The sequence below is a fragment of the Streptomyces sp. NRRL S-378 genome, from assembly GCF_000720645.1.
Taxonomy (GTDB): Bacteria; Actinomycetota; Actinomycetes; order Streptomycetales; family Streptomycetaceae; genus Streptomyces.
The window spans coordinates 1-14997 of the sequence record NZ_JOBX01000101.1 but is presented as its reverse complement, the minus strand read 5'-3'; the positions used below and the strand labels follow the sequence as shown (position 1 = coordinate 14997).

Below are 14997 nucleotides of genomic sequence, written 5' to 3'. Positions count from 1 at the left end.
CACCGAGATCTACACCTCTCTATTCGTCGGCAGCGTCAGATGTGTATAAGAGACAGGCCCAGGAGGACCGTGGCCGAGGAGCAGAACCAGCCGCCTGTGCCTGAGGTCAGGGCTACCTGCGGGAGGTGGCCGCCGGGTTTGGTGACCTGGCCGGGTCCTGCCTCGCCCCGTAGCTGGCGGACCGCCTCCACCAGCAGGAACAGGCCCCGCATGCCCGGGTGGCAGGCCGAGAGGCCGCCTCCGTCCGTGTTGACCGGGAGTTCCCCGTCGCGCAGCAGGCGGCCCTTCTCCACGAAGGCCCCGCCCTCGCCCTTCGCGCAGAAGCCGAGGTCCTCCAGAGTCACCAGGGTCATGTACGTGAAGGCGTCGTAGATCTCGGCGAGGTCCACGTCCGCGGGGGTCAGGCCCGCCCGTTCGAAGGCGATACGGCCCGAGACGGCGGCGGGGGAGACGGTGAAGTCCTCCCACTCGGACATGGTGGTGTGGGAGACGGCGGTGCCCGATCCCAGGATCCACACCGGCGCCTTCGCGGTGTCCGGTACGTAGTCCTCGGCCGTCAGGAGCACCGCGCAGCCGCCGTCCGAGCGGATGCAGCAGTGCAGTTTCGTGAAGGGGTCGGCGATCATCTCGCCGGACAGGACGTCCTCGACGGTGATCGGGTCGCGGAACATCGCGTCGGGGTTGGTCGCCGCGTTCGCCCGGGCCTGTACGGCGACCGAGGCGAGTTGCTCCAGGGTCGTCCCGTACTGGTGCATGTGACGGCGGGCCGCCATGGCGTACTTGGAGATCAGCGTGTGGCCGTACGGGACCTCGAACTGCAGCGGTCCCCGTGCACCGAAGGAGAGGTTCGACGTGCGCCGCCGGGCCTTGATGTCGGCGCGGGCGGTCGATCCGTAGACGAGCAGGACCGCGTTGGCGTGTCCCGCGGCGATCGCGTCCGCCGCGTGCGCGGCCATGACCTCCCAGGTCGAGCCGCCCACGGAGGTGGAGTCGACCCAGGTGGGGCGCAGGCCGAGGTACTCGGCCACCTCGACCGGTGCGAGCGTGCCGAGGCCGGCCGAGGCGAAGCCGTCGATCACGGAGCGGTCGAGGCCGGAGTCGGCCAGGGCGCGCCGGGCGGCCTGTGCGTGCAGGGCGTAGGGGGTGGGGCCGTCCACCCGGCCGCAGTCCGAAAGGGCGACGCCGACCACCGCTACCCGTCGGCGGGGGGTGGTTCCAGGTGTGAGTCCAGGCATGCGAGGACGGTACATCTGACGTATCGTCAGATGCTAGGCCCCGAGCTCGGCCCGACCCGGCCCGGACGCCTCGCCCCGTCCCGCCTCGGCCGCTCGCAATCCGGCCCCCCTTGCCCCCTGTGCTTCTGTCGTCCGCCGCCCTAACATGACGGCCCGTCAGAAACGGGGAGGAGCCCGACGATGGATGCCGCCTTCACCGCGGAGCAGGACGGGATGCGCCGTACCCTGCGCGAGATCCTGGGCAAACGCTGCGGTCCCGACGAGGTCAAGGCCGCGGTCCGCACCGCTGCCGGACACGACCGCGAGCTGTGGCAGCAGCTCTCCCGGCAGCTCGGGCTGCCGGGCATCGCCGTGGCCGAGGAGTACGGCGGGGTCGGCTGCACCCCCGCCGACCTGGCCCTGGCCTGCGAGGAGACCGGACGGGCGCTGCTGCCCTCGCCGCTGCTGGCGACCGCCGCGCTCTGCACGCCCCTGATCGCAGCCCTCGGTACGGAGGCCCAGCGCTCCGCGCTGATCCCGCCGCTGGCGTCGGGCGGGCTGACCGCCGCCCTCGCCGTCCCCGGTCCGGTGCTGGCCACCGCCCTCGCGCTGACCGGCGAGGACGCCACGGGCCAGTGGTCAGGTGGTGGCCGGGCCGGCGGGATCCAGGCCCGGCCCGACGCGGCCGGCGACGGCTGGCGCCTGTACGGGGAGGCCGCCCAGGTGCTCGACGGGCACAGCGCCCCCCTGCTGCTGGTTCCCGCGCACACCGGCGGCTTCGCGCGCAGCCGTACGCTGCTGTTCCTCGTACGGGAGGACGCGCCCGGTCTCGTACGGTCGCGGCAGGCCGTGCTGGACGAGACCCGCCCGCAGGCCCGGATCCAACTGCGGGATGTGCCTGCCGAGTTGCTCGGCGACCGGGATGAGGAGGGGCGGGGGGCCGACGTGCCTGGGGCCCTCGCCGCCACCGGGCGCACCGCCTCCGCCGTACTCGCCGCCGAGGCGGTCGGGGCGGCGGACCAGACCCTCACGCGCACCGTGGAGTACGTCCGTCAGCGGGAGCAGTTCGGCCGGGCGATCGGCTCCTTCCAGGCGGTCAAGCACCGGCTCGCCGACCTGTACGTGCAGGTGCAGGCGGCCCGCTCGGCGGCCTACTACGCCGCCTGGGACCCGGACCAGGGCGGCCTCGCGCTCGCCCAGGCGCTGGAGGCGCTGCGGATGACGGCGGGAGAGGCGATCCAGCTGCACGGCGGCATCGGCTTCACCTGGGAGCACGACGCGCACCTCTACTTCAAGCGGGCGGCCTCGGACGAGCTGCTGTTCGGCCCGGTGCACCGGCTGCGGGCGCACGCCGCGGACCGCGCGGGCCTGTTCGCGGCCGCGCCGGCCTCCGCCGCGACGGTCGCATCCCCATCCGCGTCCGGGGCTGCGTCCGCATCCGCGTCCGCGTCCGCATCCGCGCCCGGGGCTGCGCCCGGGGCTGTGTCCGCACCCACCGCCGCGGCTCCGGCCGCTTCCCCGCCCGCACCCGAGAAGGTGGCCGTCTGATGGCTCGCGTGGCTCCCGGCGTCAAGCTGATGCAGAAGGTCTCCTCGACCATGCTGTTCGCCAAGATCGCACCGCACTTCATCCCCGCCATGGACAAGGCGGTGCACCGGCTCACCCGCGGCAAGGTCATGCTGAGCGCGCAGATGCTGCCGGGTGTGATCCTCACCGCGAAGGGTGCCCGGACCGGCGAACCGCGCACCACGCCGCTCGCGTGCATGCCGGAGGACGGCGGGAGGAGCTGGATCCTGATCGGGTCCAACTTCGGCCGCCCCGGGCACCCGGCATGGACCGGGAACCTGCTCAAGCACCCGGACGCGGACGTGAGTTGGCAAGGCGAGGACATAGCCGTACGGGCCCGGCTGCTGGCGGGTGAGGAGCGCGCGGAGGTGTGGCGGGCGGTGCTGGGTTTCTGGCCGCCGTACGCGACGTACCAGGCGCGCATCGAGCGTGAGATCCGGCTGTTCCGCCTGGAGCGTCGCTGATCCCGGGCGGGTCGTGGCGCCGGCGCGGAGCCGGCCGGGGGCGGCGGACCCGGAGCGGGTCCGCCGTTACCTGGTCGGCTTCTTGCCCGTGATGCCGAGGTGGACGAGCAACGCCAGGTTCGGCTTGAGCTCGGCCTGCTTGACGCCCCAGGTCTGGAAGCCCTTCTGGTGCGAGGCGACCGCGGCCAGCATCGCGACCAGCGAACCGGCCATCGCGGCGGGGCTGACGTCCTTGTCGACCTTGCCCTTGGCCTGGAGTTCCTTCACCGATTCCGTGAGGGAGTTGGTGACCGAGTTCAGGATCTTCATGCGGATCTTGTAGAACCGCTTGTCGCCCTCGGCCGCGCCGAGGTCGACCACGCGCAGGATCGCGTCGTTGCGACGCCAGAACTCCAGGAATCCGTCGACGAGTTCCTCGGCGGCGGACCATCCGGACTTGCCGACCCAGGTCCGGCCCTCGACGAGCGACGTCAACTGCGCGCCCTCGGTGGCCATCTGCTCGGCGATCTCCAGGACGGCGCCCTCGACGTCCGGGAAGTACTGGTAGAAGGTCGCGGGGGAGGTGCCGGCCTTGCGCGCGACGTCGATCACCTTGACGTCGCGGTACGGCGAGGAGCTGAGCATCTCGCTGAGGCAGTCGAGCAGCTTCTGCCGCGTCGCCTGGCCGCGCCGGCCGGCGACACGCCCGTCGACGGTGCGTACTTGTCCTGTCATGCCGTCAGCTTACCGAGGGGTGATCGGCGCGCTATTCGGCCGCCTGCAAATGGGGTTACGGGGTCCCTGGCCTGGGCGGGAGGCCGTCCCGGGTGATCGCGGAGGGGGATTTCCGGCCGGATGCGCCCCGTAGTCGCCCCGCAGTCGCCCCGTAGTCGCCGGGTGGCCACGGTCCGGGCGTGTCGCCCGGTTCCGCGACGTTTCCCCCGAATAGTCTTATCAACAGGCTGTGGACAAGTTTTCGGGCGGATCATGGCTGAGAGAGGTGGTAGGTCACACACCCCCGCAGAACGGAAGGAACCGGGCCCATGGCCGCATTCGTGGAAGGCGTACCCTGCTGGGTGGACGCCTCGCTTCCGGACGTCGAGGCCGGCAAGCGGTTCTACGGCGAGCTCTTCGGCTGGACCTTCGCGGACAGCGCGGGCGCCGAGTACGGCCACTACACGCAGGCCTACAGCCGGGGCCGCAACGTCGCCGCCCTCGCCCCCAAGCCCGACGGCCGGATGCCCACGGTCTGGGGCGTCTACCTCTACACCAACGACGCCTACGCCTGCGCCCAGCGCATCCGCGCCGCCGGCGGCCAGATGGTGATGGACCCGATGCCGGTCGGCCCGTACGGCACGGCCGCGATGGCCGCCGACCCCGGCGGGGCCGTCTTCGGGCTGTGGCAGCCGGGCACCCACCACGGCTTCGAGGCCCAGCAGGAGCCGTACACGTACTGCTGGAGCGAGGTCTACACACGGGCCCGCGACGCCGTGGACGTCTTCTACGCGAAGGTCTTCGGCTACGTCCCGCAGGACCAGGACGACGCCGGCGTCGAGTACCGCATCTGGTCCCCGCCCGGCAAGGCCCCCGGCACGGACACCGCCGTCCTGGGGCGCAGCCTGATCACGGACGCCTTCCCGGAGATCATGCCGGCGCACTTCCTCGTCTACTTCGCCGTCCCGGACTGCGACCGGGCGGTGGCGACGGCGCAGCGGCTCGGCGGCCGGGTCACCGCGGATCCCTTCGACACCCCCTACGGGCGGATCGCGGTCGTCGCGGACAATCAGGGGGCGGTCTTCGGGCTCCTCTCGGAACCCCGCGCCGGGGCGGACGCGTAGGCGCCGTGGACGGATCGCCGGGCAGATCACACCGCACTGCTCGCCGTGCCGGGGCCGGACCCGGCCCGGGCCTGACAGAATCGGGGTTGCGCGACCCGGGCTGCGCCCCGGAATGAGACGCTGCACGGGGCATGGCCCCGTGCCGGTGGGAGCGGGCCCGGTGAGTGGCCCGTACGGGGAGGTGTGGAGGCGAGTGGTGGAGCAGCTGACGCAGCACGACCCGAGACGGATCGGCCCCTTCGAGGTGCTGGGACGGCTCGGCGCCGGCGGCATGGGGCTGGTCTATCTCGCGCGGTCCGCGTCCGGACGGCGGGTCGCGATCAAGACGGTGCGCACCGAGCTGGCCGAGGACCAGCTCTTCCGCGTCCGCTTCACCCGCGAGGTGGAGGCGGCGCGTGCGGTGTCCGGCTTCTACACCGCGGCCGTGGTCGACGCCGACCCGCGGGCCGCGGTGCCGTGGCTGGCCACCGCGTACGTGCCGGCGCCCTCCCTGGAGGAGATCGTCAACGAGTGCGGGCCGATGCCCGCCCAGGCCGTACGGTGGCTCGCCGCCGGTATCGCCGAGGCCCTGCAGTCCATCCACGGGGCCGGTCTCGTCCACCGCGACCTGAAGCCGTCGAACGTGCTCGTGGTCGAGGACGGCCCGCGCGTGATCGACTTCGGTATCGCGAGCGGTGTCTCCAACACCCGCCTGACCATGACGAACGTCGCCGTCGGCACCCCCGCCTACATGTCGCCCGAGCAGGCGAAGGACTCCCGTAGCGTCAAGGGCGCCAGCGACGTCTTCTCGCTCGGCTCCACACTGGTCTTCGCGGCGACCGGGCACCCGCCGTACCACGGGGCGAACCCGGTGGAGACGGTCTTCATGCTGCTGCGCGAGGGGCCGAACCTGGAGGGGCTCCCCGAGGAGCTGCGGCCCCTGATCGAGTCCTGCATGCAGATGGACGCCTCACTGCGGCCCACCCCGGCCGACCTGCAGGCTCAGCTGGCCCCGCACCTGTTCGACGGCGGCGACGACAGCGGCACCGCCTCGGCGTGGCTGCCGGGCCGGGCCGTCGCGATGATCGAGGCCCGGCGCGCGGGGAACCGTACGCCCGCCGCGGCCGTGCCCGTGCCCGGCCGTGACGGCCGTGGGGGCGGCGGGGCCCGCGGGCCGCTGTCGGAGCAGGCGACGCACCGCCGGCCGCGCGGCGCCGAGGGCTGGGTGGACCCGCGCACCGGCCAGGCCGTGCCGCAGCGCCCGCACCACCCGCCCCGGTCCCCGGTGCCGTCGGGCGAGCCCGTGCGCCTGGGCGGCTCGCCGGTGCCGATCGGGCCCGGCCCGTTCGCGACGGCCGCGGCGTCGGCCGCGCACGGCGCCGCCGCGGACTCGGCGACCGGCTGGGTCCGTCCGCCCGACGGCTCCGCGCCCGCCCAGGCGACCGGACCGGTCACCCCGTCCGTTCCGGGTCCCGGCGCGGCCCCGGACAGCGGCCGCTGGCGGCCGTGGCGTTTCCGCATGTCGAACGAGGTCTGGGGCACCCCGGCCGTCGCCGGCAACCTGCTGTACGTGACCTCCTTCGAGGTCCACGCACTGGACGTGGCCAGCGGCCGCCGCCAGTTCAAGACGCGCGACGTCGCCTGGTCCATGGCGGTCGCCGACGGCCGGATCCACGCCTCGGACGGGCCGTCCCTGTACGCGCTCGACGGCTCCGACGGTACCGAGCGGTGGCGGCTGTCCATCGACGGCTGGGTGTACGCGCTGCGTGCCGAGCGGGGCACCGTCGTGACCGCCACGCGCGGTGGCGGCGTACAGGCCTGGGAGGCGTCCAGCGGCCAGAAGCTGTGGGAGCTGACGGGCGCGCAGAGTGACTTCGAGACCCCGGAGGCGGCCCCCGTCCTCCACGAGGGCACGGTGTACGTGTGGCAGGACGCGCGGCTGCGGGCCCTGGACGCCCGCAGCGGCCGCGAGTCCTGGTCGTACCCGATCGGCGACGTCGGCTCCTGCGGGAACGTACCGGTGCGGGTCACGCCCGCCGCGGACGGCAACGTCTATGTCGCGGCCGGCACCCGGGTGATCTCCGTGGACCGGGCGTCGGGCCGGGTCCGCTGGCACTTCGAGGCTCCCGCGGTCTTCCTGGCCCCGCCGGCCTTCGCGCCGGGTCCGGCGGTCACGGGCGGCGGGGTCTACCTCGCCGACTACCTGGGCACCGTCTACGCCCTCGACGCGGCCACCGGCCAGGACCGCTGGCGGATCGCGACGGAGTCGCGGCAGTCCTCCGACCCGGTGCTGGTGGTGGGCGGCAACGTCCACCTGGGGGCGGGCAGCGCGCTCTACACGCTCGACGCTGTCACCGGCACCCCGAAGTGGCGGTTCGCGGCGGGCGGCGAGATCACGGGCCTGCCGGCGGTCGCGGACGGCCGGGTGCACTTCGGCTCGGCCGACCACTGCCTGTACACGCTGGACGCGGCGGGCGGTCAGCTCCGCTGGAAGCTGGCCACGGGCGGCGAGATCACGGGCGCCCCGGTCGCGGAGGCGGGGGTGGTGTACGCGTGCAGCAAGGACCGCTGCGTGTACGCCCTGGACGCGGCGAAGGGCACGGGCACCCGTACGAGCGGGTGACCCGACCGGGGCCGGGTCCGGCCCCGCCGGGTAGCGCACCGCACCGGGAGTGACAGGATGTACCCCATGAGCAACGTCTACTTCGACATCAACATCAACGGCGCCCCCGCCGGCCGCATCGTCTTCAAGCTGTACGACGACGTCGTCCCGAAGACCGCGCGCAACTTCCGCGAGCTGGCCACCGGCCAGAACGGCTACGGCTACGCCGGCTCGGGCTTCCACCGCGTCATCCCGCAGTTCATGCTCCAGGGTGGTGACTTCACCAACCACAACGGCACCGGCGGCAAGTCCATCTACGGCGAGAAGTTCGAGGACGAGAACTTCCAGCTGAAGCACGACCGCCCGTACCTGCTGTCGATGGCGAACGCCGGCCGCAACACCAACGGCTCGCAGTTCTTCATCACCACGGTCGTCACCTCGTGGCTCGACGGCAAGCACGTCGTCTTCGGCGAGGTCGTCGAGGGCCAGGCCCTCGTCGACCAGATCGAGGCCCTGGGCTCCCAGTCCGGCGCCCCGAAGGGCAAGATCGAGATCGCCGCTTCCGGCGTCGTCGAGGCCTGATCCCACCGCCTGCCCGGCCGGTCGGCCCCGCCCCCTCCCGGGGGCCGGGGCCGCCGCCGTTTCGCGGCCCGCCTGGGAGCGTGACGCCGTTCGTCCGAGGGGGGAGGGCTCGGGCCAGGGGGTCCGTCCCGCCCACTGCCTCCGCCGCCCCGGCGGCGATCCGGCCACGTGGTCGTGGTCACCTGCACCCGTCCCGGTGCGCCCGTCACCACGCTCCGGTTCACCTCGTTGCCCGACCGCAGGGCCACCGTCGAGGCCGCGCTCCACCAGGAAGGTGCCGCGGGCTCCGCCGTCGCGTCCGAGGTCGTCCAGGTGGATCTGGGGGCCCGCGAGACCCGCACGGTCGACGTGCCCCTCGACGACCCCGCGCGTGCCGCGGACGTCACGGGCTGCGCCTGGGCGAGCCCGCCATCCGCGGCTCCGGCCCGGCCGCCACGCGCACCCCCGCCCCCGGCTCCCCATCCGGCGGTTCGAAGAGCACGGGCACGGGCAAGCCGAAGCCCGACGCGAGCAAGTCCCGCGCGTCCCGCCGACGGGAGGCGTCAGCGCAGCCGGAACTCCGTGCCCGGGCGGCGGTTCGTGAAGAGGTCCGCCTGGCGCTCCGGCGGCAGGTTGCCCAGGGCGATCAGGGCCGGGGCCTGGGCGAGGGCCTGCTGGAGTGCGGCCTGCTTCGCCGACCACAGGGCCCGTACGGTGCCCTGCACGGCCTCCGTCGGGAAGCCGGCCAGGGTCTGCGCCGCCCGCAGGGCCGCCGGGAGCAGTTCGTCGGGTGCGGCCAGTTCGGAGACCAGGCCGATCTCGTGGGCCCGGCGCGCCGACAGTCGCTCGGCCGTGCCCATCAGGGATATCCGGGCGGCCTCGCCGAACGGCATGCGCTGCGCCATGTACACGGCCTCGTAGGCGCTGACCATCCCGTACGTGGTGTGCGGGTCGAAGAAGGTGGCCGTCTCGGAGGCGATGAGGAACTCCGACTCGCCCAGCAGGTAGAAGGCCCCGCCGCAGGCCATGCCGTTGACAGCGGCGATCACCGGCTTCCACAGGTCGCAGGACTTCGGGCCGATCGCGATCAGCGGGTCGTCGGCGGAGTAGGGCGACGCGGGCTGCGGCACGTCGACGCCGCGGTCGATGCCGGTGCAGAAGGCGGCCGTTCCGGCGCCGGTCAGCACGACCGCCCGTACCTCCTCGGCGAACCGGAGCTCGCGCCACGCCTCGCCCAGTTCGGCGGCGGTGGCCAGGTCGACGGCGTTGTGCCGGTGCTCCCTGTCCAGAGTGACCACCGCGACCCCGGTGGCCTCGTCCCGCTCCACCCGTACGGTCACGGCTTCTCCAGGAGCCAGCGCGGCACGGTCATCCCGCCCGTCTCGGTGAAGGTCACGTGGACGCGTGCGCCGATGCGCAGCCGGGCCGGGTCCATGGAGTCGAGCGGGGCGTCGGCGGAGGTCACCAGGTTCCCGGCGAGCCGGATGTGCGGGGCGTCGGCGAGCTCGACGAGGATGACGTTGTACGGGGCCTGCGCGGCGTAGGCGGGCAGCAGCGGCGGGTGCGGCCGGACGTAGGACCAGATGCGGCCCCGGCCGCTCATGCGGCGCCACCCGCTGTCGAAGGAAGCGCAGTGAGGGCAGCAGGGGCGGGGCGGGAAGCGTAGTCTGCCGCAGGCGGTGCAGGCCTGGACGCGCAGTTCGCCCCGGGCGGCGTACTCCCAGAAGGGGGCGCCGTCCTCGTCCGGGACGGGCAGGAGCAGGGCGTCCGCGGGTACGGCGGGTGCGTCGGACACGGCAGGTGCGGCGGACGCGTCGGGTGCGACAGATGCGGCGGACGCTTCGGGGGCGGTGGTCATCGGTCGGTCAGCTCCTCAGCAGGATCGCGGACGTCGGGACGCCTTCGCCCGCCGTCACCAGGCAGGTCGCGGCGTCCGGCACCTGGGCGGTGGAGACGCCGCGCAGCTGCTTGACGCCCTCGTTGATCAGGTTGAAGCCGTGCACGTAGGCCTCGGACAGGCCGCCGCCGCCGGTGTTGAGGGGGAGCCGGCCGCCCAGTTCCAGGGCCCCGCCCTCGGTGAAGGCGGCGCCCTCGCCGCGTCCGCAGAAGCCGTATCCCTCCAGGGAGAGCGGGATGAGCGGGGTGAAGGCGTCATAGATCTGGGCGACGTCCACGTCCTGGGGGCCGAAGTCGGCCTGCTTCCACAGGTGGCGGGCGGCGGTCCAGGCGGGCCCGGACAGGGGGTCGTCGTTCCAGTAGTTGACCATGCCGTGGTGCTGGGAGGGCAGGCCCTGGGCGGCGGAGTGGACGTAGACGGGCTTGTGGCGGCAGTCGCGGGCCCGTTCGGCGGAGACGATCACGCAGGCCAGGGCGCCGTCGGTCTCCAGGCAGTTGTCGAAGAGGCAGAGCGGGTCGCTGATCATGCGGGAGGTCATGTACATCTCGCGGGTCAGCGGGCGTTCGTACATCATCGCGGCGGGGTTCTCGTTGGCCCGGTTGCGGCAGGCCATCGCCACGTTGAAGAGGTGGTCGCGGGTGGCTCCGTACTCGTGCATGTAGCGGCGGGCCAGCATCCCGATCTCGTCGGCGGGGCGCAGCAGGCCGAAGGGGCGGGTCCACTGGCCGGGGGTGGGCAGCTGGACGGCGGTGTTCTTCCAGGGGCGCGGGCCGGATCCGCGTTTGCGGGAGCGCCAGGCGACGCCGACGGTGGCCTGGCCGGTGGCCACGGCGGCGGCGAGGTGGCCGACGGTGGCGCAGGAACCGCCGCCGCCGTAGCCGATCTTGGAGAAGAAGGTGACGTCGCCTGCGCCGATGGCCTTGGCGACCTCGACCTCGTCGGTCTCCTCCATGGTGTACGAGGAGAAGGCGTCGACCTCGGACGGTTCGATGCCGGCGTCGGCGAGGGCGGCCAGGATCGCCCGGCAGGCCAGTTCCTTCTCGGACTGCGGAAGGTGTTTGGCAAAGGCGGTCTGGCCGATGCCGACTATCGCCGTAGCGTCCTTGAGCGTTGCCGCCATCGCCACCTCCGGGGAGTGCGCCAGTACTGACAGCCGCGAAGGCTACAGCTAATCTGACGGATAGTCAGCTACTGGGTTCGCGGGAGGGTGGCACGCATGGGTGACGACGGGCTGCACGGGGGCGTGAACGAGGGCGCATCCGGGGGCGTGCGCGGGGGCGGTCGCGAGGAGGCGTGCGAGGAGGCGCGCGGGGGCGCGGGCGAAGACGCGCGTGGTGACCTGCGCTGGGGCACCATCGCGGGGCTCGTCCGGTCGGCGGCCGCACGGTACGCCGACCGCGAGGCCGTCGTCGACGGGCGCGTCCGGATCGGCTACGCGCAGCTCGGGGAGCGCGTCGAGCGCGCCGCGGCCGCCTGCATCGCCGCCGGGGTGGAGCCCGGTGACCGGGTCGCCGTCTGGGCCCCCAACACCCTCGACTGGATCGTCTCCGCGCTCGGCGCCGTCTCGGCGGGCGCCGTCCTCGTCCCCCTGAACACCCGATTCAAGGGTGCGGAAGCGGCGTACGTCCTCGAGCGCAGCCGGGCCCGGCTTCTGTTCGTCACCGGAACTTTCCTCGGTACCTCCTACGTCGCCTCCCTGCGCCGGGCCGCGGCCGAGGGCCCCGGCAGCGGACCCCTGGCCGGGCTGCCGCACCTGGACGAGGTCGTCGTCCTCGCCGAGGACGCCCCCGACTCCTTCCGCACCTGGAAGGACTTCCTCGCGGGCGGGGACCGGATCACGGCGGAGGCGGTCCGCGAGCGCGCCGAAGCCATCAGCCCCGACGCCCCCTCCGACATCATCTTCACCTCCGGCACCACCGGCAGCCCCAAGGGCGCGGTCATCACCCATGCCCAGTCCCTGCGCTGCTACGACGTGTGGAGCGAGCTCGCCGGCCTGCGCGAGGGCGACCGCTACCTGATCGTGAACCCCTTCTTCCACACCTTCGGCTACAAGGCCGGGATCATCGCCTGCCTGATGCGCGGGGCGACGATGGTCCCGCAGCCCGTCTTCAACGTGGACACCGTCCTCGCCAACGTCGCCGCAGAACGGATCTCCGTGCTCCCCGGGCCGCCCACCCTGCACCAGTCCCTCCTGGACCACCCCCAGCGCGACCACCACGACCTCTCGGCCCTGCGGCTGGTCGTCACCGGTGCCGCCGTGGTCCCGCTGCGGCTCGTCGAGCGCCTGCGCGAGGAGCTGCACATCGCCACCGTCCTCACCGCCTACGGGCTCTCCGAGGCCGGCGGCATCGTCACCATGTGCCGCCGGGGCGACCCCGCCGAGGTCATCTCCGCCACCTCGGGCCGGGCCATCCCGGATACCGAGGTGGCGGTCCTGGACGGGAACGGCCGGCCGCTGCCGGCCGGGACCCCCGGCGAGATCGCGGTCCGCGGCTACCACGTCATGCAGGGGTACTTCGAGGCCCCCGACGAGACGGCCGCGGCGATCACCCCCGAGGGCTGGCTGCACACCGGCGACGTGGGGGTGCTGGACGGGCACGGGAACCTGCGCATCACCGACCGGATCAAGGACATGTTCATCGTCGGCGGCTTCAACGCCTACCCGGCCGAGATAGAGCAACTCCTCGGCCTGCACCCGGACATCGCCGACGTCGCGGTCGTCGGAGTTCCCGACCCCCGCCTGGGTGAGGTCGGCAGGGCCTACGCGGTCCGCCGCCCCGGCTCCACCCTCACCGCCGACGACCTGATCGCCTGGTCCCGGCGCGAGATGGCCAACTACAAGGTCCCGCGCACGGTGGAGTTCGTCACCGAACTCCCCCGCAACGCGAGCGGCAAGGTCCTCAAACGCGAACTCCGCACCCGCACCCGACCCCACCCCGCCGAGCGCCGCCGGCCGGACGAGCCCGCGGGGCGTCGGACCTCGCCGTCGTGATCGTGCGGGCGCGGACGTCACCCTCGCAGTCGTCACCGCTGTCCGGGCCGACGGCCGGCAAGCGGGCCGAGAGCAGTCCCCGTCCATGACGCGCACCTGCCGGTTCCGCGCGGTCCCCGCGGTCCCCGTGGTGCACCGGTGGGTCAGCGGGCGTAGGAGCCTATGCCCACCAGGCAGTAGACGTACTGGTTGAGGACGGTGGAGCCGCGCATGTAGCGGTAGGAGAAGGCGTACTGGGTCCTGGGGTTGTCGTTGCAGCTGTTCAGGTCGGCGGTGCCGGGGATGCTCTCGATCACCCGGTAGTGCGCGTCGGAGGCCGAGCAGGGGACCTCCTCGACGCCGCTGACGCTGCGGGGCGTCGTCGAGTCCGGGAGCTGTCCGTTGAGGCAGGTGCCCCGGTCGAAGGGGCTGGGCTCGGGGCTCGGCTCGGCGCTCGGTTCGGAGCTGTACGGGGTGGTGGCGGCGGCCTCGGGGGTCGGCGCCGAGGGCGAGGGAGTGGGGGAGGGGGTCCACGAGGAGGACCAGGTGGGCGTGGCGTCTGCGGCGGGTTCGGCGTCGTCGCCGTCGTCGCCGCCGCTCAGCAGGAAGAAGCCGACGACCAGTACCGCGGCGACCGCGAGCCCCACCAGGCAGCCGCGCCCGCCGCCCGTCTGTCGGGCCGGGGCGGGCTGCTGCACGCCCGTCGGCGTGGTCCACGTCGTATCCGGGCCCGGCGCCGGCGGGGGAGTGATGCTGCCGGCCCCCGCGATCCAGGCCGCGCCCGCGCCGGACACGTGGATGCGTAAGCGCATCTCCTGGGTGCCGACACGGACCTTGACGAGGTCGCCGTGCCGGCAGGGCGGTATGCGCAGGCGGACCGTACCGGTCGGCAGCTCCACGGGGAGGATCACACCGTGGGCGGCCTGTTGGGGGGAGATCGTGATGAGCATTTCCTGTGACGACACCGGCTGCTCCTGGGAGTGAGGGTGGTGCGCAGGCTGCCTGACGGTTCCTCACGGATTGTGCCCTGTGTCCTGAAGGTGACGCAGCCGTTCCGCCCAGCCTCAGGTGCGGCGGGCCAGCACCAGCCGCCAGCGCGGAGAGCCGTCGGGCAGGCGGCCGAAGTGCTCCAGCGGGACGGTCTCCACGGTGAAGCCGGCCGTCCGCAGGTCGGCGCGCACCCCGCTCAGCGGGAAGGTCCGGTAGTACATGACGAAGGGCGGCCGCCACACCGCGTTGCGCACCCGCATCGCGGCATCGAAGCCCGCCACCGCCCACCACACCGGTGAGCTCGGCGGGATCGGGGCGCCGATGGGGAAGGCGAAGACCCCGCCCTCGCGCAGCGCGGCGTGCACCCCGGAGAAGAGTGCGGGCCGCTCGGCGGGCAGGAAGTGGCCGAACGCCCCGAAGCTGACCGCCAGGTCGTAGGAGTCCGCCAGCGCGGACGGCAGGGCCCGCGCGTCGGCCCGTACGAAGTCCACGCGGTCGTCGTCCGCGTGCCCGCGCCCGGCCTCGGCGAGCATGCCCGCGCTGAGGTCCACCCCGGTGACGCGGTCCCGGCACAGCCGCCGCAGCATCCCGATCCCGGCGCCCGTGCCGCAGCACACGTCCAGGCCGGAGCCGAAGGTGCCCTCCCGCTGGGCAAGGGTCTCCTCGACCGCGTCGAGCATCCGGTCCGGGGTGCGGAAAGGAGTGTGGTCGAACTTCGGCGCGAGGAGGTCGTAGCCCCGCTCGACGGAGGAGAGGCCCTGCACGGCCAGTTCGCGGACGCTCGGCCCGTGGGAGGAGAACACACCCCCAGCCTAAGCCGCCGCCCGGGCCGCGCCCGGGCATACGTGTGCGGCGGTCGCGGTGGCTCCCCCTCCGGGCCACCGCGACCGCCGCTCCCCCGTTGCTCCCCCGATTTCCCCCCGAGCCCCCGTTTCC

Annotated in this window: 13 protein-coding genes; 6 read left to right on the top strand and 7 right to left on the bottom strand. The window is 73.3% G+C overall.

Translation table 11 applies throughout. From position 1 onward, the window contains the following. Positions 1-35: 35 nt before the first annotated feature. A complete protein-coding gene (locus IH80_RS0136565) occupies positions 36-1235 on the bottom strand; it encodes an acetyl-CoA acetyltransferase (RefSeq protein ID WP_030966159.1) in 1200 nt (399 codons plus the stop codon). A gap of 180 nt (positions 1236-1415) precedes the next feature. Between IH80_RS0136565 and IH80_RS0136560 the strand changes: the two genes are divergently transcribed. Continuing rightward, on the top strand, positions 1416-2762 hold the full coding sequence (locus IH80_RS0136560) for an acyl-CoA dehydrogenase family protein (RefSeq protein ID WP_078906935.1): 1347 nt from the start codon (positions 1416-1418) through the stop codon (positions 2760-2762). Further along, the gene (locus IH80_RS0136555; protein WP_030966157.1) at positions 2762-3244 is read left to right on the top strand and encodes a nitroreductase family deazaflavin-dependent oxidoreductase; all 483 of its coding nucleotides are present in this window, start codon (positions 2762-2764) and stop codon (positions 3242-3244) included. Before IH80_RS0136560 ends, IH80_RS0136555 begins: the two co-directional genes overlap by 1 nt. 66 nt (positions 3245-3310) lie before the next feature. Here the strand turns inward: IH80_RS0136555 and IH80_RS0136550 are convergent, their stop codons facing one another. Next, the gene (locus IH80_RS0136550; RefSeq protein ID WP_030031188.1) at positions 3311-3958 is read right to left on the bottom strand and encodes a TetR family transcriptional regulator; all 648 of its coding nucleotides are present in this window, start codon (positions 3956-3958) and stop codon (positions 3311-3313) included. 308 nt (positions 3959-4266) lie between these two features. Here IH80_RS0136550 and IH80_RS0136545 point away from each other — a divergent pair, with 308 nt between their 5' ends. The 3 genes from IH80_RS0136545 (at position 4267) to IH80_RS0136535 (ending at position 8224) form a co-directional block, all read left to right on the top strand. Then, positions 4267-5061, top strand: coding sequence for a VOC family protein (locus IH80_RS0136545; RefSeq protein ID WP_030966156.1), 795 nt, complete (start codon positions 4267-4269; stop codon positions 5059-5061). 193 nt (positions 5062-5254) lie between these two features. Then, positions 5255-7663 (top strand): PQQ-binding-like beta-propeller repeat protein, encoded by a 2409-nt coding sequence (locus tag IH80_RS0136540; protein WP_199819362.1) that lies wholly within the window; start codon positions 5255-5257, stop codon positions 7661-7663. A 66-nt stretch (positions 7664-7729) separates the two neighbouring features. After that, positions 7730-8224, top strand: coding sequence for a peptidylprolyl isomerase (locus tag IH80_RS0136535; RefSeq protein WP_030966154.1), 495 nt, complete (start codon positions 7730-7732; stop codon positions 8222-8224). Between the two features lie 542 nt (positions 8225-8766). On the opposite strand, the gene IH80_RS0136530 is transcribed toward IH80_RS0136535, so the two are convergent. From IH80_RS0136530 to IH80_RS0136520, 3 genes are all read right to left on the bottom strand, one after another. Continuing rightward, on the bottom strand, positions 8767-9543 hold the full coding sequence (locus IH80_RS0136530; protein ID WP_030966152.1) for an enoyl-CoA hydratase/isomerase family protein: 777 nt from the start codon (positions 9541-9543) through the stop codon (positions 8767-8769). Then, positions 9540-9965, bottom strand: a complete 426-nt coding sequence (locus IH80_RS0136525; RefSeq protein ID WP_030966151.1) for a Zn-ribbon domain-containing OB-fold protein — start codon at positions 9963-9965, stop codon at positions 9540-9542. Before IH80_RS0136525 ends, IH80_RS0136530 begins: the two co-directional genes overlap by 4 nt. Before the next feature lie 103 nt (positions 9966-10068). Beyond that, positions 10069-11220, bottom strand: coding sequence for a lipid-transfer protein (locus tag IH80_RS0136520; protein ID WP_030966150.1), 1152 nt, complete (start codon positions 11218-11220; stop codon positions 10069-10071). Positions 11221-11316: 96 nt separating this feature from the next. Between IH80_RS0136520 and IH80_RS0136515 the strand changes: the two genes are divergently transcribed. Further along, on the top strand, positions 11317-13092 hold the full coding sequence (locus IH80_RS0136515; RefSeq protein ID WP_078906934.1) for a FadD3 family acyl-CoA ligase: 1776 nt from the start codon (positions 11317-11319) through the stop codon (positions 13090-13092). A gap of 143 nt (positions 13093-13235) precedes the next feature. Here the strand turns inward: IH80_RS0136515 and IH80_RS45145 are convergent, their stop codons facing one another. Continuing rightward, entirely contained in the window at positions 13236-14036 is an 801-nt protein-coding gene (locus IH80_RS45145) for an LppU/SCO3897 family protein (RefSeq protein WP_158943819.1), read from the bottom strand. 99 nt (positions 14037-14135) lie between these two features. After that, positions 14136-14864, bottom strand: coding sequence for a class I SAM-dependent methyltransferase (locus IH80_RS0136505; protein ID WP_030966146.1), 729 nt, complete (start codon positions 14862-14864; stop codon positions 14136-14138). Positions 14865-14997: the final 133 nt, after the last annotated feature.